The organism is Kitasatospora sp. NPDC032121 (genome assembly GCF_055580145.1).
Genome location: NZ_JBVILX010000026.1, coordinates 1 through 22,516 on the forward strand (window position 1 = coordinate 1; position 22,516 = coordinate 22,516).

Below are 22,516 nucleotides of genomic sequence, written 5' to 3' on the forward strand. Positions count from 1 at the left end.
AAGGAATCTCCAACCCCGATCAAACGATCAAGGCCGGGGATGTCAACATATCTGGCGTTGACTTTTGGCACGCTGTTGAGTTCTCAAGGAACGGAGGCTTCCTTCGGACCGCCTTCCAGCGGGCCCTCCGGGCTTCGTTCTTTCGTGTTTCCAGCTTACCAGACGCTTTCCGCTCCATTTACCGGAGCTTTTGGCTTCTGAAATCTGGCGTTAACCGCGGAGTCGCGGCGACTCGACCAACCATAGCGGGTGGCCGACCGGAGCGCGAATCGGGGCGCGCCGGGAGTCCCCCGGACGGCGGCATGATTTGTTGCTCTCGCGAGCATATACAGCAATGGTCCCGATTCGCCAAGATGCCTGTAGAGTGCGGCACATCGGCCAAGAGGACTAGACCACTCGCGGGCCGGTGAGCCGCCGGCCGACTGGGCAGGCGCGGGCGGTTCTTCGCCCGGGAATGTCAGCAGATGTCCCTAGTTGACATCATTTAGGCTTCAGCTGATCGTCGTGCCGCTCCTCGCGGCCGCTCGCTGTACTGCGTACTTGGGAGGCACAACCATGACCACTGTGACGTCGCCGCTGACCGGCAAGATCGTGGGGCTCGCGGGCGTGCCCGACCCGGTGTTCTCGGGTGCGATGGTCGGCCCGGGCACCGCGATCGACCCGGTGCGTGAGCAGACCACGGCGCTCGCCCCGGTGGATGGTGTCGTCGTCTCCATGCACCCGCACGCGTTCGTCGTGGTGGACGCCGAGGGCCACGGTGTGCTGACCCACCTCGGGATCGACACCGTCCAGCTGAACGGCGAGGGCTTCGAGCTGCTCGTCGCCAAGGGCGACACGGTGACCCGCGGTCAGGCCGTCATCAAGTGGGACCCGGCCGCCGTCGAGGCCGCCGGCAAGTCGCCGATCTCGCCGATCGTGGCCCTGGAGGCCACCGCCGAGTCGCTCGGCGACCTGCGGGAGGACGGCGAGGCCAAGGCGGGCGACCAGCTGTTCAGCTGGAGCTGATCTCTTTCCGACACCCGCCCCGAGCGAGATGACGGGGCGGCCCCCACACAGCGGTTCCCGGCGGGGCCGCTCATCTCAGCGGAGACAGGTGACATGGAGAAGACGCTGCGCGGCGTGGGCGTGAGCCACGGGGTCGCGATCGGCCAGGTGCGGCACATGGGGACGGCGGTACTGGAGCCCCCGGCCACCCAGATCCCGACCGAGGACGCCCCGCGGGAGCAGGCCCGGGCCCAGGCCGCCGTCGAGGCGGTCGCCGCCGACCTCATCGCGCGCGGCAACCTCGCGGGGGGCGAGGCGCAGGCCGTACTGGAGGCCCAGGCGCTGATGGCGCAGGACCCTGAGCTGATGGCCGACGTGTCCCGCCGGATCGCCGTCGGCAGCAGTGCAGAGCGTGGCGTCTACGACGCGTTCGCGGCCTACCGGGCGCTGCTCGCCTCCGCCGGGGAGTACCTGGCCGGGCGGGTCGCCGACCTGGACGACGTGCGCAACCGGATCGTGGCCCGGCTGCTCGGTGTGCCGATGCCGGGTGTGCCGGACAGCGACGAGCCGTACGTGCTGTTCGCGCGGGACCTGGCGCCGGCCGACACCGCGCTGCTCGACCCGACGCTGGTGCTCGGCTTCGTGACCGAGGAGGGCGGGCCGACCAGCCACAGCGCCATCCTGGCCCGGGCGATGGGCGTGCCGGCCGTCGTGGCACTGCCGGGTGCGATCGAGGTCGCCGAGGGCACCGTCGTCGCGGTGGACGGCAGCTCCGGTGACGTGCTGGTGGAGCCGTCCCAGGAGAAGCAGGACGAGCTGCGGGCGGTCGCCGCCGAGCGCAAGGCCGCGCTGGCCTCCTCCTCCGGCCCGGGGCAGACCTCGGACGGTCACCGGGTGCCGCTGCTGGCGAACGTGGGCGGTCCGGCCGACGTGCCGGCCGCGCTGGAGAACGGCGCCGAGGGCGTCGGCCTGTTCCGCACCGAGTTCCTCTTCCTGGACGACTCGGCGAAGGCACCCAGCGCCGAGAAGCAGGTCGAGGCGTACCGCAAGGTGCTGGAGGCCTTCCCCGAGGGCCGGGTCGTGGTCCGGGTGCTGGACGCCGGCGCCGACAAGCCGCTGGACTTCCTGACCCCCGCCGACGAGCCGAACCCGGCGCTGGGCGTGCGCGGGCTGCGCACCCTGCTCGAACACCCCGACGTGCTGCGCACCCAGCTCGAGGCGCTGGCCAAGGCGGCCGAGGGGCTGCCGGTGCACCTTGAGGTGATGGCCCCGATGGTGGCCGACCGCAAGGACGCCAAGGACTTCGCGGCCGCGTGCCGGGAGGCCGGGCTGAACGCCAAGTTCGGTGCGATGGTGGAGATCCCGTCGGCCGCGCTGCGCGCCAGGGCGATCCTCCAGGAGGTCGAGTTCCTGTCGCTGGGGACCAACGACCTCGCCCAGTACACCTTCGCGGCCGACCGTCAGGTCGGTGCGCTGGCCCGGCTCCAGGACCCGTGGCAGCCGGCCCTGCTGGACCTGGTCGCCGCGGCGGCCGACGCGGCGCGGGTGAGCGGCAAGAGCTGCGGTGTCTGCGGCGAGGCGGCCTCCGACCCGCTGCTGGCCGTGGTGCTGACCGGTCTGGGCGTCACCAGCCTGTCGATGGGCGCGGCCTCGATCCCCTACGTGCGGACCACGCTCGCCAAGTACACGCTGGCGCAGTGCCGCCGGGCGGCCGAGGCGGCGCGGGCCGCGGACAGTGCCGAGGAGGCGCGGGCCGCGGCGCAGCAGGTGCTCTCCGGCGAGTGACGGCATAAGAGACGAGAAGGGGCGCTCCCACCATCGCGGTGGGGGCGCCCCTTTTCGTTCGCGCCGGGCCGGTCAGGCCTGGCGGTCGAGGCGGAGCTGCTCGAAGAAGCGCAGGTGCTCGAGGTGGTCGACGGAGCCGGGGTTGACGGCCTGCTCCAGCGGGGTGCCGGAGAGGATACGCTTGACCGGGACCTCGATCCGCTTGCCGGTGAGGGTGTGCGGGAGGCCGCGGACGGCGATGACCTCGTCGGGCACGTGGCGCGGGGAGAGCTCGGTGCGCAGCGAGGTGCGGATGCGCCCGATCACGTCGTCGCTCAGCTCGGCGCCGGGGGCGAGGACGACGAACAGCGGCATCCAGTAGCCGCCGTCGGGCTCCTCCAGGCCGATGACCAGGGACTCGGCGATCTCGGGGAGGCGCTCGACGACCTCGTAGATGTCCGAGGAGCCCATCCGGACGCCCTGGCGGTTGAGGGTGGAGTCGGAGCGGCCGTGGATGACGACGGTGCCGCGGGAGGTGACGGTGATCCAGTCGCCGTGGCGCCAGATGCCGGGGTAGGTGTCGAAGTAGCTGTCGTGGTAGCGGGTGCCCTCGGGGTCGTTCCAGAAGCCGGTGGGCATCGACGGGATGGGCTTGGTGACGACGAGTTCGCCGACGGCGTCGGTGTGGGGGTGGCCCTGGGCGTCCCAGGACTCGACGGCCGCGCCGAGGCAGGGGGCCTGGATCTCGCCGAGGTGCACGGGGAGGGTCGGGACGCCGCCGACGAAGCAGGAGCAGACGTCGGTGCCGCCGCTGACGGAGGCGAGCCAGACGTCCGGCTTGACCTCGTCGTAGATCCAGCGGAAGCCGTCGGGCGGGAGCGGGGAGCCGGTGGTGCCGATGCAGCGGACGGCGGAGAGGTCGAGGTCGCGGCCTGGGTGGAGTCCGGCCTTGCGGCTGGCGATCACGTAGGCGGCGGAGGTGCCGAGGACGGTGGCGCCGGTGCGGGCGGCGACCGACCAGAGGGCGCCGGTGTCGGGGTGCCCGGGGCTGCCGTCGTAGGTGACGATCGTGGACCCGACGAGGAGGCCGGCCAGCAGGAAGTTCCACATCATCCAGCCGGTGGAGGTGTACCAGAGGAAACGGTCCCGCGGGCCGAGGTCGAGGTGGAGGCCGGCCTGCTTGAGGTGTTCGAGCAGGATGCCGCCCTGGCTCTGGACGATGGCCTTGGGCAGGCCGGTGGTGCCGGAGGAGTAGAGCACCCAGAGCGGGTGGTCGAAGGGGACGGCCTCGAAGACCGGCTCCACGTCGTCGGCGACCAGGTCGTCCCAGTTCAGGGCGCCCTCGGGGGCGGGGGCACCGAGCAGCGGGACGTGGACGACGGTGTGCAGGCTGGGCAGTTCGCGGCGCAGCTCGGCGACGACCTCGGTGCGGTCGTGGTCCTTGCCGCCGTAGTGGTAGCCGTCGATGGCGAACAGGACGGCGGGCTCGATCTGCTGGAGGCGGTCGAGGACGCTGCGGGCGCCGAAGTCGGGGGCGCAGCTGGTCCAGACGGCGCCGACGGCCGCGGTGGCGAGGAGGGCGACGGCGGCCTGCGGGACGTTGGGCAGGTAGGCGCTGACCCGGTCGCCGGGGCCGATGCCGCGGGCGCGCAGGGCCGCGGCCAGCGAGCCGACCTGGCGGCGGAGTTCGGACCAGGTGAGGACGGCCGGCTGCTCGCTGGTCTCGTCGAGGTGGAGGATCGCGGGGTGGTCGGCGTTGGCGGGGTTCTCCGCTGCGCGCAGGGCGTGCTCGGCGTAGTTGAGGCGGGCGCCGGGGAACCAGCGGGCGCCGGGCATGGTGGCGTCGGCGAGGACGGCTTCGGGAGCCTGCCGGAAGCGGACGTCGAACCACTGGGTGATCGCGGTCCAGAACCGGTCGAGGTCCTCGGTGGACCAGGCGTGCAGGGCGGCGTAGCGCTCGGCGGCCTGCTGGTCGTCGGTGGCCGGGGCGAGGGGGGCGGCCGGGGCGCCGTGGTGTTCGGCGGCCCAGGCCTGGAAGGCCACCAGGGTGGTGTCGGCGGCGCGAGCGGGGGTGGGGCGCCAGAGCGGCTGGTCCTGCGGTGGGGTGCTCACGGTGGTGGTCTCCCGGCCGGTGGTGGGGACGGGAGGGCTCGTGGCAGACCCGTCCGCTTGGGCTGTCGGTGCAGACCATGCCACGTGATCGCCCGCCGCGCCAGGGTCGGCCGATGGGTGGACGGGAGGTCGGCGGGAGGTCAGCGCCGGGTGAACTCGCCACCGAACCAGCGGCGCAGGACGCCGTTGTGGAAGTCCCAGACGAGTGGGGTCTCGGCGGTGGCGAGCAGCCAGCCGTCGGTCTCGTCGGTGGGGCGCGAGGGCGGGAGGTCGGCGAGCGGTCGGGCCGGGAGCAGTCCGCAGAGCATCACGAAGCGGCCGTTGGGGTCGGAGGCGGTGTGGATCAGGGTGACCTCGGCCGCGTCGGCGGTGATGCCGGTCTCCTCGTGCAGTTCGCGGACGCAGGCCTGCTGCCAGCTCTCGCCGTAGTCCATGTAGCCGCCGGGGAAGGCGAGTTCGCCGTAGCCGGGCTCGATGGTGCGGCGGATGACGACCAGGGCGGGGTCGGCGTCGGGGCGGGTGACGGGGAGGACGGTGACCGCGACGGGCAGCGGGTTGCGGTAGCTGATCTCGGCGCAGCCGGGGCAGGTGCGTGGCCAGGCGAGGGTGCCGGGCGGGTAGGGCGTGCCGCAGAAGTGGCAGTGCGAGAACGGCCGGTGGGCGCTCTGGATCGCTTCGTCAGTCGTCATGGCCGGATGGTAGCCCGGCCGTCGGCGGTGGTGCCCCGGGCCGGGGAGGCTCAGGGCGCCCCGGTGTCCTCGGTGCTCTCCTCCCGGGCGGGGCGGAGCAGCGCGGGGTGCAGCAGCCGGGCGTCGCCGGCGTGGTAGGTGCGGGCGCGGGGGCCGCCGCGGGCGCCGCCGCGCTCGGTGGTGGTGCCGGTGCTCTCGACGAAGCCGGGCACCGACAGCACCTTGCGGTGGAAGTTGCCGGGGTGGAGCTTCTCGTCCCAGACCGCCTCGTAGACGGCGCGGAGGTCGGGGATGGTGAAGTCGTACGGCAGGAAGGCGGTGGCCAGCGGGCTGTACTCGAGTTTGGCGCGCACCCGGTCGAGGCCGTCGGCGAGGATGCGGGCGTGGTCGAAGGCCAGCGTGAGCGGGCCGGGGCCGGTGCGCCCGTCGACGCCACCCCCGTGGGTGTCGGCGGGCACACCGGCGGCTCGGGACCGGCCACGGGGCCGGAGGTCCAGGTCGGAGACGGGGTGCCAGGCGGCGGCCGCGGCGTCCGTCCCGGCCTGGGGGTCGGGCAGGTCGGGGGCGAAGGCGAGGTAGGCGACGGAGACGACGTGCATCCGAGGATCCCGCTCGGGGGCGCCGTAGCTGCCGAGCTGTTCGAGGTGGAGGCGGCAGAGCGTCTCGGTCCCGGAGGCGCCCCGCAGGCCCGTCTCCTCCGCGAGTTCGCGGGCCGCGGCCTCGTCCAGGCTCTCCTCGCCGGCCCGCAGGAAGCCGCCGGGCAGCGCCCAGCAGCCCTGGTGGGGCGGGGCGCCGCGCTCGACGAGCAGCACGTGCAGGCTGCCGTGGCGCAACGTCAGGGCGACCACGTCCACGGTGACGGCGATCGGGGCGTAGGCGCGCGGATCGTACGCGGCGAGCCACTCCTGTTCGGCTCGGGGCCCGGTGGAGGGCGGTTGGTCGTCCACTGCCACGCCGGGCTCCCTTCCGTGCGTTCCGGTGCCGCCGGCCTGGCCGCCGGTGCTGTTCTTCTCGGGCTGAGCACAACGTAACGAGCGCTTTCCCCCGAGGCAAACGGATTTCCTCCCCGGCCGGGGCACGCGGCCGGAGCGCCCCGTCCTAGGCTGTGACCAGGAACTCTGCCAGAGGAGACCGACATGCCCATTCTCCCCCCGCCCGACTTCGTCGCCGCGCTGGCCGCCGGTCCGCTGGTGCTCGACGGAGGGATGTCGAACCAGTTGGCGGCCGACGGGCACGACCTCTCGGACGAGCTGTGGTCGGCGCGGCTGCTGGCGGACGACCCGCAGGCGGTGCTGGCGGTGCACCGGGCGTACTTCGCGGCGGGCGCGGACGTCGCGATAACCGCGAGCTACCAGGCGAGTTTCGAGGGCTTCGCGCGCCGCGGGATCGGCCGGGCGCAGGCCGCGCGGCTGCTGGCGAGCAGTGTGGAGCTGGCCCGGGAGGCGGCGCGCCCGGAGCCGGGCGGGCGGCGGCGCTGGGTGGCGGCCTCGGTGGGCCCGTACGGGGCGGTGCTGGCGGACGGCTCGGAGTACCGGGGCCGGTACGGGCTGAGCGTCGCGGAGCTGGCGGACTTCCACCGGCCGCGGCTGGAGGTGCTGGCGGCGGCCCGGCCGGACGTGCTGGCGCTGGAGACGGTGCCGGACGTGGACGAGGCGCGGGCGCTGCTGGGGCTGGTGCGCGGGCTGGGGGTGCCGGCCTGGCTGTCGTACAGCATCGAGGGTGACCGGACCAGGGCCGGGCAGCCGCTGGCGGAGGCCTTCGCGGTGGCCGCCGGGGTGGACGAGGTGGTCGCGGTGGGCGTCAACTGCTGCACGCCGCGGGACGCGGACCGGGCGGTGGCGGTGGCCGCCGAGGTGACCGGGAAGCCGGTGGTGGTCTACCCGAACAGCGGGGAGCGCTGGGACGCCGCCCGCCGGGGCTGGCGCGGCGAGCCGACCTTCCGCTCGGCCCGGGTGGACGGCTGGCTCGCGGACGGCGCGCGGCTGGTGGGCGGCTGCTGCCGGGTCGGGACGGACGGGATCGCCGCGCTGGCGGCGGAGGTGACGGTGCAGCGGACGCAACGGGCGGGGGCGTCGGGCTGACGGCTCGGACGGGGTGCCGGCGCAGCGGGCGGGAGCACACGCGACGGCCCGGACCGCGGGTCGACGCAGCGGGTCGACGCAGCGGGTCGACAGCGGCCGGGGGCGGGTTACCCGGGGGGAAGGTGCACGGAACGGCGGCGGCCTGGCAGACTCGTCCCGTCACCACTGCGGTCGACAATGTCGACCGCCTGTCAGCGCGGAGGTTCCCATGCCCGGCCCGATCCAGTCGCTCTCCCGGGCCGCCGCGATCCTGCGGCTGCTGGCCGGCGGTGAGCGCCGCCTGGGCCTGTCCGAGGTCGCGACGGCGCTGGGCCTGGCCAAGGGGACGGCACACGGCATCCTGCGCACGATGCAGCAGGAGGGGTTCGTCGAGCAGGACCCGGAGAGCGGCAAGTACCAGCTGGGCGCCGAGCTGCTGCGACTGGGGCAGAGCTACCTGGACGTGCACGAGCTGCGGGCGCGGGCGCTGGTGTGGGCGGACGACCTGGCCCGGGCGGCCGGGGAGACGGTCTACCTGGGGGTGCTGCACCAGCAGGGCGTGCTGATCGTGCACCACGTGTTCCGGCCGGACGACACCCGGCAGGTGCTGGAGGTGGGCTCGATGCAGCCGCTGCACAGCACCGCGCTGGGCAAGGTGCTGGTGGCCTACGACCCGGTCGCGCGCGGGGAGTTGGGCGACGGACCGTACGAGTCGTACACCGTGCGGACACTGACCGAGGCGGCCGACGTGGACGCCGAGTGCGCGCTGATCCGGGAGCGCGGCTGGGCGGACTCGATCGAGGAGACCTGGGAGGGCGTGGCCTCGATCGGCGCGCTGATCCAGGACCGGCGGCGCAACCCGGTGGGCGCGGTGTGCATCAGCGGGGCGGTCGAGCGGGTCTGCGAGGACGGCTTCGTGAAGCCCTCGCTGGTGGCCTCGGTGCGCAGCGCGGCGCGGGCGATCTCCCGCGACCTGGGCGCCGGCAGGTTCTGAGCGCACCCCACGGACCCACCCCCACGGACCCACCCCTCACGGACCCCCTCCGAGCGCACCCCCTCCGAGCGCACCCCCGAGTACGTCTCGGAGCACACCTCGGAGTAGGTCTCCGAACACATCCACGGGCGGCTCGCCCAGAGCCGCCGATTCGTCACGCCAGAGGCGCGGACGGCCGGGAGGCCTGTCCGCGCCTCTGGCGTTTTGTCCGGTTTCGGGACACTCCCCTCGGTAGCCTCGACGGACCCGTCGAGGCGAGGGTCACAGCTGCGTAACCCCGCCTTGACGTGGGGGCGACCTGGGGAGGAAGCTTCCGCATGACGGTCGACATTGTCGAACGGTGGCCGGAGAGATCACTCCCACAGTGAGCTCACCCGCACAACGATCGACCGACCGCCTGCCCCCACCACCCTCCGGGCCATATGGACAAGGGAGTCTTTGTGTCCGCGTTCTCCAACGGCGACGTCTTCGTCGGCGAAACCCTCGGCACCGCCGCCCTGATACTTCTCGGCGGTGGCGTCTGCGCCGCCGTGACCCTCAAGAAGTCGAAGGCCGTCAACGCCGGTTGGCTGGCGATCACCTTCGGCTGGGGATTCGCGGTCCTCATCGCCGCCTACATGTCGGCTCCGAAGTCCGGTGCCCACCTCAACCCGGCCGTCACCATCGCCCTCGCGGTCAAGAGCGGCGAGTGGAGCCAGGTGCCGCTCTACCTCGGCTCCCAGCTGCTCGGCGCGATCATCGGCGCCGTGCTGGTCTGGGCCACGTACCTGGGCCAGTTCAACGCGAACGAGGAGCCCACCCTCGGCATCTTCTCGACCGGCCCCGAGATCCGGAACCCGATCCAGAACGTGATCACCGAGGTTATCGGCACCTTCGTGCTCTGCTTCGCGATCCTCACCATCGGCACCAACTCCGGGCTCTCCCAGTCCGGCACCGGCACCCTGATGGTCGCCTTCACCGTCGTCGGCATCGGCCTCTCGCTGGGCGGCCCGACCGGCTACGCGATCAACCCGGCCCGTGACCTCGGCCCGCGCATCGCCCACGCCCTGCTGCCGATCCCGAACAAGGGCGGCTCCGACTGGTCGTACGCCTGGATCCCGGTCGCCGGCCCGATCCTGGGCGGCCTGGCGGCCGGCGGCGTCTACAACGCCATCTTCTAGAGACCCCTCTCGAAATGAGCGGTGTCGACCCCGCCGCACACGGGGACTGACCGAGCACGCTCGTCAGGCCCACCCACCCCGTATCCCCCGAACCAGAGCCGAGGACCCTCCCCATGACCTCCACCGGTAACTACATCGCCGCGATCGACCAGGGCACCACCTCCAGCCGCTGCATCATCTTCGGCGCCGACGGCCGGATCGTCGCCGTCGACCAGCAGGAGCACCGGCAGATCTTCCCGCAGCCCGGCTACGTCGAGCACGACGCCGCCGAGATCTGGACCCGGGTGCAGTCGGTCGTCCGCGGCGCGCTGGAGAAGGCCGGCCTGACCAAGGACGACATCCGCGCGATCGGCATCACCAACCAGCGCGAGACCACCGTCCTGTGGGACAAGAACACCGGCGAGCCGGTGCACAACGCGCTGGTGTGGCAGGACACCCGCACCGAGGCGCTCTGCCGCGAGCTGGGCCGCAACGTCGGCCAGGACCGCTTCCGCCGCGAGACCGGCCTCCCCCTGGCCAGCTACTTCGCCGGCCCGAAGATCCGCTGGCTGCTGGACAACGTCGAGGGCCTGCGCGAGCGCGCCGAGGCCGGCGACATCCTCTTCGGCACCATGGACACCTGGGTGATCTGGAACCTCACCGGCGGTGTCAACGGCGGCAAGCACGTCACGGACGTCACCAACGCCAGCCGCACCATGCTGATGAACCTGCACACCCTGCAGTGGGACGACAAGATCGCCGAGTCGATGGACGTCCCGATGTCCGTCCTGCCGGAGATCCGCTCCTCCGCCGAGGTGTACGGCGAGGCCGTCGGCGACCTGGCCGGCGTCCCCGTCGCCTCCGCGCTCGGCGACCAGCAGGCCGCGCTGTTCGGCCAGACCTGCTTCGACGAGGGCGAGGCCAAGTCCACCTACGGCACCGGCACCTTCCTGCTGCTGAACACCGGCGAGAAGATCGTCAACTCGTACCACGGCCTGTTGACCACCGTCGGTTACCGGATCGGCGACCAGGCCCCGGTGTACGCCCTGGAAGGCTCGATCGCCGTCACCGGCTCGCTCGTCCAGTGGCTGCGCGACCAGCTCGGCATCATCTCCACCGCCGCCGAGATCGAGACCCTCGCCAACACCGTCGAGGACAACGGCGGCGCCTACTTCGTCCCGGCCTTCTCCGGCCTGTTCGCCCCGTACTGGCGCTCCGACGCCCGCGGTGTGATCGCCGGTCTGACCCGGTACGTCACCAAGGGCCACCTGGCCCGGGCCGTCCTGGAGGCCACCGCCTGGCAGACCCGCGAGGTCGTCGACGCCATGCAGAAGGACTCCGGGGTCGAGCTCACCGCCCTCAAGGTCGACGGCGGCATGACCAGCAACAACCTGCTCATGCAGAACATCGCCGACGTCCTGGACGCCCCGGTCGAGCGCCCGTACGTGGCCGAGACCACCGCCCTCGGCGCCGCCTATGCGGCCGGTCTCGCCGTCGGCTTCTGGAACGACCTCGACACCCTGCGGGCCAACTGGCACCGCGCCGCCGAGTGGACCCCGCGCATGGACGAGGCCACCCGGGAGCGCGAGTACAAGAAGTGGCTCAAGGCCGTGGAGCGCACCATGGGCTGGGTGGAGGAAGAAGAGAACAACTGACCGACGAGCCGGTCGGGGCCCGCGCCCCGGCCGGCCGCCCGCTGTTCCGACAACGGGCGTCACTGGTTTCACGGCCCGCCGCACCGGGCCGACCGGCCTCTCCCGCAGGGGCCGCACCGCACACGAGAGGAGTAACGGCGCCGCCCGACCCGCGCGCCGTACACAACCACCATGGCAACCATCCCGACCCTGGGCGCCGAGCGCACCGCCGGCCGCACCGCTTCCCGCGCCGAGACCCGCGAGCTGCTCGGCAAGGCCACCTACGACCTGCTGGTGATCGGGGGCGGCATCCTCGGCACGGCCGTCGCCTGGACCGCGTCCCAGGCCGGCCTGAAGGTCGCCATGGTCGACGCCGGCGACTTCGCCGGCGCCACCTCCAGCGCCTCCTCCAAGCTCGTCCACGGCGGCCTGCGCTACCTGCAGACCGGCGCGGTCAAGCTGGTCGCGGAGAACCACAAGGAGCGCCGCGCGCTCTCCACCGACGTGGCCCCGCACCTGGTCAACCCGCTGACCTTCTTCGTGCCGGTCTACAAGGGCGGCCCGCACGGCGCCGCCAAGCTCGGCGCCGGCGTCTTCCTCTACTCGGCGCTGTCCGCCTTCCGCGACGGCATGGGCCGGGTCTCCACCGCCGCGCACGCCGCCCAGCAGGTGCCCGCGCTGCGCACCGAGGGCTTGCGCTCGGTGGCCGTCTACGGCGACCACCAGATGAACGACTCGCGCGTCGCCGTGATGACCGTGCGCGCCGCGGTCGACGCCGGCGCCGTGGTGCTCAACCACGCCGAGGTCACCGGCCTGCGCTTCACCGGCGGCCGGGTCACCGGCGCCGAGCTGCGCGACCGCCTGGACGGCAGCGAGTTCGGCATCGACGCCCGCCTGGTGCTGAACGCCACCGGCCCGTGGGTCGACCACCTGCGCAAGATGGAGGACGCCGGCGCCGCGCCGTCGATCCGCCTCTCCAAGGGCGCCCACGTGGTCGTCAAGCGCCGCTCGCCCTGGCGCGCCGCGCTGACCATCCCGATCGACAAGTACCGCGTCTCCTTCGCCATCCCGTGGGAGGACCACGTCCTGCTCGGCACCACCGACGAGGAGTACACCGGCGACCCGAAGGACGTCCGGGCCACCGACGCGGACATCGACCAGATCATGGGCGAGGCCGCGCACGCCATCCGCGACGAGCACCTCGACCGCGACCTGATCACCTACTCCTTCGCCGGCCTGCGCGTGCTGCCGGGCGGCCCGGGCGACACCGCCGCCGCCAAGCGCGAGACGGTCGTCACCGAGGGCCGCGGCGGCATGCTGTCGGTCTCCGGCGGCAAGTGGACCACCTACCGGCACATCGGCCGCACGGTGCTGGAGAAGCTGGCCCACGTGCCCGGCACCAGCCTCGGCGAGGACATGTCCCCGATCGCCCCGACCGTCCCGCTGCCGGGCGTCGGCGCGCCGAACGCGGTGGCGCACCGCCTGCTGATCGACCGCGAGCCGGGCTCGCGGATGGAGCCGCTGGTGGCCAAGCACCTGGCCAGCCACTACGGCACCCTGTCCTTCGACATCGCCCGCATGATCGACGAGAACCCGGAGCTCGGCCGCCCGATCCACGAGGACGGCCCGGACGTCTGGGCGCAGGTCGCGTACGCGGCGGACAACGAGTGGGCGTACACCGCGGACGACGTGCTGCGCCGCCGCACCACGATGACGGTGCGCGGGCTGGACACGCCGGAGATCAAGGCCGAGGTCGAGGCCTTCCTCGCGAAGCGTGGGAACAAGTAGCCACATCGCTTTTGACGGGCGGGCGTTCGGGGTTTCCCCGGGCGCCCGCCCGTCGTTTCGCCGTACCCTCTGGCCGTCAGACCGGGACGCCGGCCTTGACCACCCGCTTCGGGTGCAGGTCGGGGCGGGTGAGCACGGTGAGGTCGGCGATCGGGTCGCCGTCGAGCCCGAGCAGGTCGGCGTGGGCGCCGGGGCGAGGGTGTCGATCTCCCCCGCCATGCCGAGCAGAAACGCCGAGGGGCGGCACCCGTACGTCACGGGTGCCGCCCCTCGGCGCGCTGCGGTCGAGGCCGCTAGATGATCAGGCTGAGCGGCATGATCAGGGCGATGGCGACCACCGAGATCACCGTCTCCATCATCGACCAGGACTTCAGCGTCTGCCCGACGCTCATCCCGAAGTACTCCTTCACCAGCCAGAAGCCGGCGTCGTTGACGTGCGAGAAGAACAGCGAGCCGGCACCGATCGCGAGCACCAGCAGGGCCGCGTGGGTCGAGGACATGTTCGCGGCGAGCGGGGAGACGATGCCGGCCGCGGTGATGGTGGCGACCGTCGCCGAGCCGGTGGCCAGGCGGATCAGCACGGCGATCAGCCAGCCCAGCAGCAGCGCCGAGATGTGCCACTTGCCGGACCACTCGCTCACCGCGTTGCCGACGCCGACGTCGATCAGGGTCTGCTTGAAGCCGCCGCCCGCGCCGACGATGAACACGATGCCGGCGATCGGGCCGAGCGACTTGCCGACGGTGTCGGAGATCCGGGCCTTGTCGAAGCCGGCCGCCTTGCCGAGGGTCACCATGCCGAGCAGGGTCGCGGCGAGCAGCGCGATCAGCGGGGAGCCTATGAAGTCGAACACCCGCTGGCCCAGCGCCTTCGGGTCGTCGATCACCACGTCGGCGAGCGCCTTGCCGAGCATCAGCACGACGGGCAGCAGGATGGTGGCCAGCACCGCGGCGAACGACGGGGTGCGGTCGCGCTTGGCCGTCTCCTCGGGGGCGGTGGCGGCCGGGAGCTCCAGCGGGCCGACCCAGCGCTCGGCCAGCCGTGCGAACAGCGGACCGGCGATGATCAGGGTCGGGACGGCGATCAGCAGGCCGAGCGCCAGGGTGATGCCGAGGTCGGCCTTCAGGGCGTCGACGGCGACCAGCGGGCCCGGGTGCGGGGGCACCAGGCCGTGCAGCACCGACAGGCCGGCCAGGGCGGGGATGCCGATCCGCATCAGCGGCACGTTGCCGCGGCGCGCGACCAGCAGCACGATCGGGATCAGCAGGACGACGCCGACCTCGAAGAACAGCGGCAGGCCGAGCACGGCCGCGATCAGCGCCATCGCCCAGGGCAGCGCCTTGTTGCCGGTGCGGGAGAGCACGGTGTCCGCGATGATGTTGGCGCCGCCGGAGTCGGCGAGCAGCTTTCCGAGCATCGCGCCGAGGCCGATCAGCAGGCCGACACTGGCGACGGTGGAGCCGAAGCCCGTCGAGAAGCTGCTGAGCAGCTTGTCGAAGGGGGCGCCCGCGACGGCGGCCAGCAGACCGGAGCCGAGCGTGAGGGCGAGGAACGGGTGCAGCTTCAGCTTGGTGATCAGTACGACGATCGCACCGATGCTGAGCAGCACCGCGATCAGCAGCTGGGAGTCGCTGCTGGTGTGCGGCAGGGCCGGTGGGGCGGCCGCCAGCAAGGTGGGGGCAATACTCACGCGAGGTCTCCATTGACGGGCCGCAGCAGTGCCACGGCCATCTCGACGAGTTCTTCGGGGGACGGGCCGACGTCCAGGACGCCGCCGCGCTCGTCCGCCGCCAGGGGTTCCAGGGCGGCGTACTGCGAGTCGAGCAGCGAGGACGGCATGAAGTGGCCGGCGCGGTGGCTGAGCCGGTCCTCGACCAGCTCGTGACCACCGCTGAGGTGCAGGAAGAAGGCGCCCGGGCAGGCCGTGCGCAGGGTGTCGCGATAGCGGTGCTTCAGCGCCGAGCAGGTCACCACGCCGCCGGTGCCGGCCTCGGTCCGCTCCTTGAGCCAGGCGCCGATGGCGCGCAGCCAGGGGGCGCGGTCCTGGTCGTCCAGCGGGGTGCCGGCCGACATCTTGGCGATGTTGGCCGCGGGGTGGAAGTCGTCCGCCTCGGCGAAGGGGAGGGCGAGGCGGTCCGCCAGCAGGCGGGCCAGGGTGGTCTTGCCGACGCCCGAGACGCCCATCACCACCACGGTGAGAGGGGTCTTCGGAAGGTCGTGGTTCTCGACGCTGAGACCCATGGGGTGGTGCTCCTTCGTTGCCTGGCCGCCACTATCGCCTCAAAGATATGACGTATTCAAGTGACAGAAACCAAATCGTCATACTTTTGCGGTGTGGTCTGGATCGCAGGGCGCCGTGGGCGCGCACAGGGCGAGGCGAGCGCGCGCAGGGCGGCGTGAAAGCGCCCGGGGCGGGCGTCTACGCTGGGCGGATGGAGATCCAGGGGCTGCCCGGGCGGCTGCTTGACGAGCTCGGGCCGGCGATCGCGTCGGGGGAGATCCCCGAGGGAGCGGTACTGCGCGGCGAGGAGCTGGAGGACCGGTTCGGGGTGTCCCGGACGGTGGTCCGCGAGGCCGTGCGGATCCTGGAGGGGATGCGGATGGTCGCCTCCCGGCGCCGGGTCGGGATCACCGTGCAGCCGAAGTCGCTCTGGGACGTCTTCGACCCGATGGTGATCCGCTGGCGCCTGGCCGGCTCCGACCGCTCCGCCCAGCTGCGCTCGCTCGGCTCGCTGCGGATGGCCGTCGAACCGGCCGCGGCCGCGCTCGCCGCCACCCACGCGAGCGACGACGACCGGCGCGAACTCAGTGCACTGGCCGTGGATCTGACGGTCACCGCACGGGCCGCCGACCTGACCGCCTTCCTCGGGCACGACATCGCCTTCCACTCCCTGGTGCTGCGCGCCTCCGGCAACGAGATGTTCGCCCACCTCGGGGACACCGTCGCGGCTGTGCTCACCGGCCGGACCGAGTACCATCTGATGCCCCATCAGCCGGAGCCGTACGCGATCCGGCTGCACCGCGAGGTCGCGGAGGCGATCTGCGCCCAGGACGCCGCCCACGCCGAGCGGGCGATGCGGACGATCGTCACCGGCGCGCTGGAGGAGCTCAACCTCCAGCTCGACTGAGCCGGGGCCGCCGGGCGGCGGGGCTGCCGGGATGACACGATTTGGCGGCAGTTCGGCGGTTTCGGACGCATAGTCCTGGTTCGGCGGGGCAGAGTGTGCCGAGGGGGCGCGTTTCGTGTGCGCCCGTTCCGCATCCGTATCCGTATCCGTCACCGAACACCGAACGCGCGCCACGCGCCTGGGGGTCGCTCGATGTCCGTGCCACGCCGCCGCCGTCGCCGTCGCCTGCCCGACGAGGTGCGCGCCGCCGCAGTCCGTGCGGTGCTCTGTCTCTCCTTCACCCTGGTGGGCGTCGTGGTGGCCACGCTGGCCTCGTACGCGGGCAGTTGGCTGCTGACGCCGGCGCTGCTGGCGATGGGGCTCGGCGTGTTCGGCACCATGTGGTGCCTGCTGGAGATCCTGATCTCCCGCCAGATCGCGGCCCAGCGGATGCGGGCACCGGGCTCCGCGTACCCGATGGCGGGCAGCCGGCCGCCGTCCGGACTGCCGGCCCCGCGGCCGGTCCCCCAGGGCGACTCCTCCTCGGTCTACCGGCAGCCGTACGAGTCGCCGCAGCCGTACGGGCCCGGGCAGCAGCGGCCGCAGCAGGCGCCGCACCAACAGCCGCACCAACAGCAGCCGTACCAACAGCCGTACCAACCGCCGCGCCAGTCACCGCAACAGCCGCCGCGCCAGGCCAGGGTACGGACCAACCACCCGTAGCGCCGGGCGAACCGGTCAGCGCCGGACCGGCAGCGCCCGGTAGTGGGTGGTGAGCCGGCGGTCCCCGTCCAGGAGGTGGAAGGCCAGCATCGGCGGGTGGTCGAAGGAAATGCCGCGACCGCCCTCGCAGGGCAGCGTGACGGTGGAGACCACGCCGGGCGCGATCAGCAGCGGCAGGCCGGCGAAGGTGGTCGCCGCGGGGGTGTGCGAGTGGCCGCAGAACAGGGCGGCCACCCGGGGGTGTCGGCGCAGCACCCGCGCCAGCCGCACCTCGCCGAACTGGCGGATCGGGTCGACGTTCGGCAGGTGCAGCTCCACCGGCGGGTGGTGGAAGGCCACCAGGGCGGGCAACTCACTGCGACCGGCACCGAGTTCGGCGTCCAGCCAGTCCAGTGTGTGCTCGTCCAGCAGGCCGTCGTCCCGACCGGGCACGGAGGAGTCGAGCATCAGCACGTCGGCGCCCGGCAGCCGGTGCAGCCGGTTGACCGGCTCCTCCCCCGGCGCCTCGCCCAGCAGCACCTCCCGGTACGGCGAGCGGCGGTCGTGGTTGCCGGGGCAGGTGAGCACCGGGTGCCGGGAGGCGAGCACCTCGACGGCCTCCCGGTACTCCTCCGGGAGGCCGTGGTCGGCGAGGTCGCCGGTGACCAGCACCGCGTCCAGCGGACCGGGCAGGGCGTCGAGGTACGCCATCACCTGCTCGGCCCGCCGCCTGGCGCGCTTGCCGCCGTCCCGGCCGTGGACCTGGCCGAGGTGGATGTCACTGAGGTGCGCGATCGTCAGCATGCCCGTCACGCTAGTCAGTTCACCGCCGTACGGGAACCGCTCGCCCCCGTCCGGGAACCGCTCGCCCCTACCCGGAAGCCTCCGGCCCCCGCACGGCGATCGCCCGCCCGTACGGGATCCGTCACGGCTGGGCGGGAACCTCCGCGGGGCGCTTGAACATCCGGGTGGCGGTGATCTCGCCGTGGATGGCCGGGCCGTCCGGGTCCGGTGCGGCCGGCAGGCCCGGGCGCAGGTGCTCCTCCACCGAGATGTACTTGAGGCCGGCGCGCAGGTCGGCGTCGTTGCGCAGGCGGATCACCAGCGGGAACTCGGCGAGCGCGGTGGTGTCGAACAGGCCGGTGGTGTAGATGAGCTGGACGCCGAGCGCGTCCGCCACGGCCCGCTGGAGCTCCAGCAGGTAGGTGGCGTTGGCGCGGCCGATCGGGTTGTCCAGGAACAGCGTGCCGGCGTGCCGCAGCTGGGACTGGCCGCGGTCGTTGGCGCGCAGCGCGGCCATGGTGCAGTAGAGCGCGATGGCCGCGGTGAGCAGCTGGCCGCCGGAGAAGACGTCGGACATCTGGCCGACGCCGACCCGCTCGGCGCGCAGCACCGCGTCGGGCTTGAGGATCTCGACGCTGACACCCTTGGGCCCGATCGCCGCGGCGACCCCGCGCAGCAGCAGGGACATGCCGTCGCGGCGCAGGTCGCTGTTCTTCTTGACGGCGGCCCGGGTGGCCTCGTCGATGACCTCGCCCAGGCGCTCGACCAGGGTGGCGTGGTCCGGGTCCTCGAAGCGGATCCGGAGGAACTCCTGGCCGGACCACTCCCCCAGGCCCTCGGGCAGCCGGGACAGGCGCTGGGCGGCGCGCAGGGTGGTGAGCGAGGACTCGACCAGGCCGCGCAGCCGGTCCACGATCGAGCCGCGGTTCTTCTCCAGCTGGGCGAGCTCGTCGGTGAGCACCCGCAGCCGGGGCGCGAAGGCGGCGGCCCAGGCGGCGGCGTGCTCGGGCAGCGCGGAGGCGGGCAGTTCGCGGATCTGCTGGCGGGCGGGGGTGCGGACGGCCTCGTAGCGGGCCGCGTTGGCGTGCCGGACCAGGGCGTCGGAGGCGTCACGGACGGCGAGTTCGGAGGAGGACAGCTCGCCGGCGGCGGTGCGCAGGGAGCGGCGGGCCTCGGTGGCACCGTTGCGGGCCTCGGCCAGCGAGCCCAGGTACGGCTCGACCGGGTCGTCCGGGTCCTCCTGGTGGTCGCGCAGGCCGTCGCGCAGCTGGCCGGCCAGCTCGTCGAAGTCGGCGGCGGCGGCCTGGGCGGTGTCGAAGGTGCGCTGGAGGTCGGCGTGGGCGGTGCGGGCGGCCTCCAGGGCCTCGCGGCGCTCGGCGAGGCGGCTGGTGGCGGTGCGCAGCAGGGCCTGGGCGTGCTCCGGGTCGGTGGGGACGAGGTCCTCGGGCAGCTCGGTGTGCGCCTCGCCGTCGGCGGGGGCGGAGCGCTCGGCCTCGCCGCGCAGGCGGCCGAGCTGCTCGCTGGCGGTGGCGGAGCGGGCCTCGATGGTGGCGACCAGTTCCTCGGCGCGGGCGGCGGCGGCCTGGCGGGCCGGGCCGTCGGCGCCGTCGGGGCTGCCGAGGAGTTCCTCGGCGCGGGTGCGCACCTTGTTGGTGAGGCGGTCGAGTTCGGCCGCGGCGGCGGCCTCGTCGCCCTCGGCGCGGGCCTGTTCGGCGCGCAGGTCGGCGCCGACGCCGACCTTCTCGTACAGCTGGGAGGCGGCGCGGTAGGCCTCGCGCAGGGCGGGAAGCGCGACGGGGGTGGTCTCGGCGGGCTCGTCGGCCTGCTCGGCGGCGGGGATCTCGGCGCGTTCGGCGCGCAGCGCGCGGGCCGTGCGGCGGGCGTCGTCGGCGGCGCGCTGGGCGGCGCGGCGGTCCTCGTCGCAGGTGCGGGCGCGTTCGGCGCACAGCGCCTGGCGGCGGTCGCACTCGGTGGCGTCCTCGGTGAGTTCGCGCTGGCGGCGGGCCCAGTTGCCGCGCTCGCGCAGCCGGAACGCGAGGCCGGAGAGGGCGTCGGCGCGGCGGCGGGCGCGCTGGGCGGCCTCGCGGTGCTCCTCGTGGGCGGAGGCGGCCGCGGCGTGGTCGGTCTCGGCCTCGTCGTGGTCGGCGCGCAGGGTGGCCAGGGCGGCGGCGGCCTGCTCGGCGTGCTCACGGGCGGCCTCGGCGGCGGCGGCGAGTTCGGCGAGGGTGCCGGGCGGGCAGCTGGCGTGCCAGGAGGCGAGGCGGGCGGCGAGGGCGCGGTCGGCGCCGAGGCGGCCGGCCAGTTCGCGGATGTGCTCCTCGCGGGCGCTCGCCCGGGCGCGCAGTTCGCGGCGCTCGCCGTCGGCGGCGGACTCGTCGTGCATGGCCGGGTTCGGCGGCACCAGGAAGAACGCGGGCTGGTCGGTGATCGGGGCGATCAGCGAGGCGGCGGCGCCGACGGCCACGGTGGAGCGCGGCAGCAGGGCGGCGGCCTGCAGGGCCTCGCGGGCGCGCTCCAGCGAGGACGGGTCGGTGACGACGACGCCGTCGACCAGTTCCGGGCGGGCGGCGAGGATCGCCTCGTGGTCGGCCGGGTCGACGGACTGGGCGAGGTAGCGCCAGCCGGGCAGGGCCGGGATGCCGTGCTCGGCGAGGTACTCGACGGTGGCGAGCACGTCCGGGCCGGGCGGCAGCAGGCCGCCGTCGCCGAGGGCGGCGAGGATGCGGGAGTCGTCGGCGGCGGCCGTACGGAGGTCGAACAGGGTGCGTTCGGCGGTGGCGATGGACTCGTCGAGCAGTTCGCGCAGGTACTCGGCGTTGCGGTCGAGCAGGGCGGGGGTGAGGAAGCCGGCGTCCTCCTCGGCGCCCTCCTGGTAGGGGGTGAGGGAGAGCAGGTCGGCGAGGCGCTGCTCGGTGGCGAGCAGGGCGGCGGTGCGCTGCTCGGCGGCGAGGGCGCGGGCGGCGTCCTTGCGGGCGTCGCCCGCCCGCTCGGCGGCGAGTTCGGCGCGCGAGGTGGCGGCCGCGGCCTCGCGCAGCCGGGCGGCGGCGGCCTCGGCGGCGGCGCGGGCCTGGGCGAGTCCGGCGGCGGCGGCCTTCTCGACGTCGGCGGCGTGCAGTGCGGCGCGGGCCGGGTCCACGTCGCCGTCGGCGTCGATGAAGCCGGCCGAGACGGCGGCCTCGGTCTCCTGCTCGACCTCGGCGAGGCGCTGGCGCAGGTGCTCGGCCTCGCTGCGGGCCTTCTGGGCCGCGGTGGCGGCCTCGGTGGCGTCGGACTGCGCCTTGCCGCCCTCCTCCTGGAGTTCGCCGGCGCGTTCCTCCTCGGTGTCGGCGCGGGACTCCGCGGCCGCGGCGGCGGCCTCCAGGGCGCGGGCCAGGGCGGTGGCGGCGCGGGCCCGGGCGGCGAGCGCGGGGGCGGCGTCCAGCTCGGCCTCGCGGATGGCGGCGGCGACCCGGGCGACCCGGTCGGCGGCGGCGCGCTGGCGCAGCACCGCCTCGGCCGCCTGCCAGGCGGAGTGCAGGGTGCGGGCGTCGATGAGTTCGCGGCGCAGCGCGGCGGCCTCGGCGGTGGCCGCGGTGAGGCTCAACGTGGCGTGCCGGTGGGTGAGTTCGTCGGTGATCAGGCTGTGCCGGGTGCGGTCGGCCTCGGCCGCGGTGACGGCGCTCGCGGCGGCGGCGACCTCGATGGCGAGGTCCTGGGCGCGGTCGCGTTCGGCGGTGGCGCGGGAGGCGAGGGCGTGGGCGAGGCGGCGGGTGCGGCGCTCGGCGGTGCGGTGGGCCTCGCGGACGGTCTCGCGGGCGGTGGTGGCCTCGGCGATGCGCTCCAGCAGGTCCAACGACCCTGCGGTGAAGTCGCGTTCGGCGGTGAGTTCGGCGCGGCGGCCGAGCTTGGCGGCGAAGCCGTGCACGAGGTCGGCGAGGCCGTCGGTGTCCCGGGTGTCGGTGACGGCGCGCAGCAGGAGGTCGGTGAAGTCGCTGTCGTGCTTGACCGCGAAGAGGCCGGCCGCCTCGCCCTCGTCGGCGTTCATCTCGCGCTGGTAGCGGAAGAGTTCGGGGTCGAGGCCGAGTTCGCCGAGGTGTTCGGTCCAGCGGTCGTGGCCGTCCTCGAAGACCAGGTCGAGGTGGGGGTGGGCCTTGCCGGCCTCGGTGAGGGCGTCGCGGAAGCCCTTCATGGTGCGGCGGCGGCCGCGGGCCTTCTGGTCGCCGGCCAGGCTGACCCGTTCGGCGACCGGCAGCGAGTCGAGGGTGAGGCCGGGGCCGGGGCGGAAGGAGTACCAGGTCTCGGCGAACTTGCGCGGGTCGGAGGAGACCTGGCGGCCGCGCCACTCGCTGACCTTGCCGACCACGATCAGCTCGCCGGTGACGGTGTGCTGCCACTCCAGGGCGACGTGGCCGCAGTCGTCGGCGAGCAGGAACTTGCGCAGCACGCCGGAGCTGGCGCCGCCGAGGGTGTTGCGGTGGCCGGGGAGCATGACCGAGAAGATCAGCTTGAGCAGGACGGACTTGCCGCCGCCGTTCTCCAGGAAGAGCACGCCGGCCGGGGCGGGGCGGCGGACCGGGCCGTCGGTGTCCTCGCCGAACAGGCCGATCTGCTGCGGGGCCGGGTCGGCGACCGGCTCGCCGACGCCGCGCAGGTCGAGCACCGTGTCGGCGTAGCGGGCGCCGGCCGGTCCGATCGAGTAGAGGCGGACCCGGTTGAGCTCGTACATGGGCGGCGGTTCTCCGTGGCTTGCGTGGCGTGAGGGATGGGCGGCGGGCCGGATCGG

At 73.6% G+C, this 22,516-nt stretch carries 18 protein-coding genes; 10 read left to right on the plus strand and 8 right to left on the minus strand.

Annotation, left to right across the window (positions count from 1 at the left end; all coding sequences use genetic code 11):
* The 3 genes from ACZ5OX_RS36185 to ptsP form a co-directional block, all read left to right on the plus strand.
* A partial coding sequence (locus tag ACZ5OX_RS36185; protein WP_465636105.1) for a hypothetical protein occupies window positions 1-201 on the plus strand: 201 nt, incomplete at its 5' end.
* A 354-nt stretch (window positions 202-555) separates the two neighbouring features.
* Window positions 556-1,005 (plus strand): PTS sugar transporter subunit IIA, encoded by a 450-nt coding sequence (locus ACZ5OX_RS36190; protein WP_392883871.1) that lies wholly within the window; start codon window positions 556-558, stop codon window positions 1,003-1,005.
* A gap of 93 nt (window positions 1,006-1,098) precedes the next feature.
* Window positions 1,099-2,769, plus strand: coding sequence for a phosphoenolpyruvate--protein phosphotransferase (ptsP, locus tag ACZ5OX_RS36195; RefSeq protein WP_465636107.1), 1,671 nt, complete (start codon window positions 1,099-1,101; stop codon window positions 2,767-2,769).
* Window positions 2,770-2,841: 72 nt separating this feature from the next.
* On the opposite strand, the gene ACZ5OX_RS36200 is transcribed toward ptsP, so the two are convergent.
* The 3 genes from ACZ5OX_RS36200 to ACZ5OX_RS36210 form a co-directional block, all read right to left on the minus strand.
* Window positions 2,842-4,860: an acetoacetate--CoA ligase gene (locus tag ACZ5OX_RS36200; RefSeq protein WP_465636109.1), complete on the minus strand. Its 2,019-nt coding sequence runs from the start codon at window positions 4,858-4,860 to the stop codon at window positions 2,842-2,844.
* Window positions 4,861-5,000: 140 nt separating this feature from the next.
* Entirely contained in the window at window positions 5,001-5,549 is a 549-nt protein-coding gene (locus tag ACZ5OX_RS36205) for an NUDIX domain-containing protein (protein WP_449792053.1), read from the minus strand.
* Between the two features lie 50 nt (window positions 5,550-5,599).
* Window positions 5,600-6,496: an NUDIX hydrolase gene (locus tag ACZ5OX_RS36210; protein WP_465636209.1), complete on the minus strand. Its 897-nt coding sequence runs from the start codon at window positions 6,494-6,496 to the stop codon at window positions 5,600-5,602.
* Between the two features lie 189 nt (window positions 6,497-6,685).
* Between ACZ5OX_RS36210 and mmuM the strand changes: the two genes are divergently transcribed.
* From mmuM to ACZ5OX_RS36235, 5 genes are all read left to right on the plus strand, one after another.
* Window positions 6,686-7,630 carry a homocysteine S-methyltransferase gene (mmuM, locus tag ACZ5OX_RS36215; RefSeq protein WP_465636111.1) on the plus strand — a complete coding sequence of 315 codons (945 nt, stop codon included), beginning with the start codon at window positions 6,686-6,688 and terminating at the stop codon, window positions 7,628-7,630.
* Window positions 7,631-7,838: 208 nt separating this feature from the next.
* Window positions 7,839-8,603, plus strand: coding sequence for an IclR family transcriptional regulator (locus ACZ5OX_RS36220; RefSeq protein ID WP_449792055.1), 765 nt, complete (start codon window positions 7,839-7,841; stop codon window positions 8,601-8,603).
* A 440-nt stretch (window positions 8,604-9,043) separates the two neighbouring features.
* Window positions 9,044-9,763, plus strand: coding sequence for an MIP/aquaporin family protein (locus tag ACZ5OX_RS36225; RefSeq protein ID WP_465636113.1), 720 nt, complete (start codon window positions 9,044-9,046; stop codon window positions 9,761-9,763).
* 113 nt (window positions 9,764-9,876) lie between these two features.
* Complete coding sequence (gene glpK, locus ACZ5OX_RS36230; protein WP_449792057.1) at window positions 9,877-11,397, plus strand: glycerol kinase GlpK; 1,521 nt, start codon at window positions 9,877-9,879, stop codon at window positions 11,395-11,397.
* A 171-nt stretch (window positions 11,398-11,568) separates the two neighbouring features.
* Window positions 11,569-13,164: a glycerol-3-phosphate dehydrogenase/oxidase gene (locus tag ACZ5OX_RS36235; protein WP_449792058.1), complete on the plus strand. Its 1,596-nt coding sequence runs from the start codon at window positions 11,569-11,571 to the stop codon at window positions 13,162-13,164.
* Between the two features lie 76 nt (window positions 13,165-13,240).
* Here ACZ5OX_RS36235 and ACZ5OX_RS36240 read toward each other — a convergent pair whose 3' ends face one another.
* From ACZ5OX_RS36240 to ACZ5OX_RS36250, 3 genes are read right to left on the minus strand one after another with little or no spacing between them, the layout of a single operon-like run.
* Complete coding sequence (locus ACZ5OX_RS36240; RefSeq protein WP_465636115.1) at window positions 13,241-13,411, minus strand: hypothetical protein; 171 nt, start codon at window positions 13,409-13,411, stop codon at window positions 13,241-13,243.
* 46 nt (window positions 13,412-13,457) lie between these two features.
* A complete protein-coding gene (locus ACZ5OX_RS36245; protein ID WP_449792102.1) occupies window positions 13,458-14,846 on the minus strand; it encodes a GntT/GntP/DsdX family permease in 1,389 nt (462 codons plus the stop codon).
* Between the two features lie 2 nt (window positions 14,847-14,848).
* Complete coding sequence (locus ACZ5OX_RS36250) at window positions 14,849-15,403, minus strand: gluconokinase (protein ID WP_465636117.1); 555 nt, start codon at window positions 15,401-15,403, stop codon at window positions 14,849-14,851.
* 191 nt (window positions 15,404-15,594) lie between these two features.
* On the opposite strand from ACZ5OX_RS36250, the gene ACZ5OX_RS36255 reads away from it, so the two are divergent.
* Together ACZ5OX_RS36255 and ACZ5OX_RS36260 are read left to right on the plus strand one after the other, a co-directional pair.
* A complete protein-coding gene (locus ACZ5OX_RS36255) occupies window positions 15,595-16,290 on the plus strand; it encodes a FadR/GntR family transcriptional regulator (protein ID WP_465636119.1) in 696 nt (231 codons plus the stop codon).
* A 192-nt stretch (window positions 16,291-16,482) separates the two neighbouring features.
* Window positions 16,483-16,992 (plus strand): hypothetical protein, encoded by a 510-nt coding sequence (locus ACZ5OX_RS36260; RefSeq protein WP_465636120.1) that lies wholly within the window; start codon window positions 16,483-16,485, stop codon window positions 16,990-16,992.
* Between the two features lie 15 nt (window positions 16,993-17,007).
* Here the strand turns inward: ACZ5OX_RS36260 and ACZ5OX_RS36265 are convergent, their stop codons facing one another.
* Together ACZ5OX_RS36265 and ACZ5OX_RS36270 are read right to left on the minus strand one after the other, a co-directional pair.
* A complete protein-coding gene (locus ACZ5OX_RS36265) occupies window positions 17,008-17,775 on the minus strand; it encodes a metallophosphoesterase (protein WP_465636121.1) in 768 nt (255 codons plus the stop codon).
* A gap of 121 nt (window positions 17,776-17,896) precedes the next feature.
* Window positions 17,897-22,459: a hypothetical protein gene (locus tag ACZ5OX_RS36270; RefSeq protein ID WP_465636123.1), complete on the minus strand. Its 4,563-nt coding sequence runs from the start codon at window positions 22,457-22,459 to the stop codon at window positions 17,897-17,899.
* Window positions 22,460-22,516: the final 57 nt, after the last annotated feature.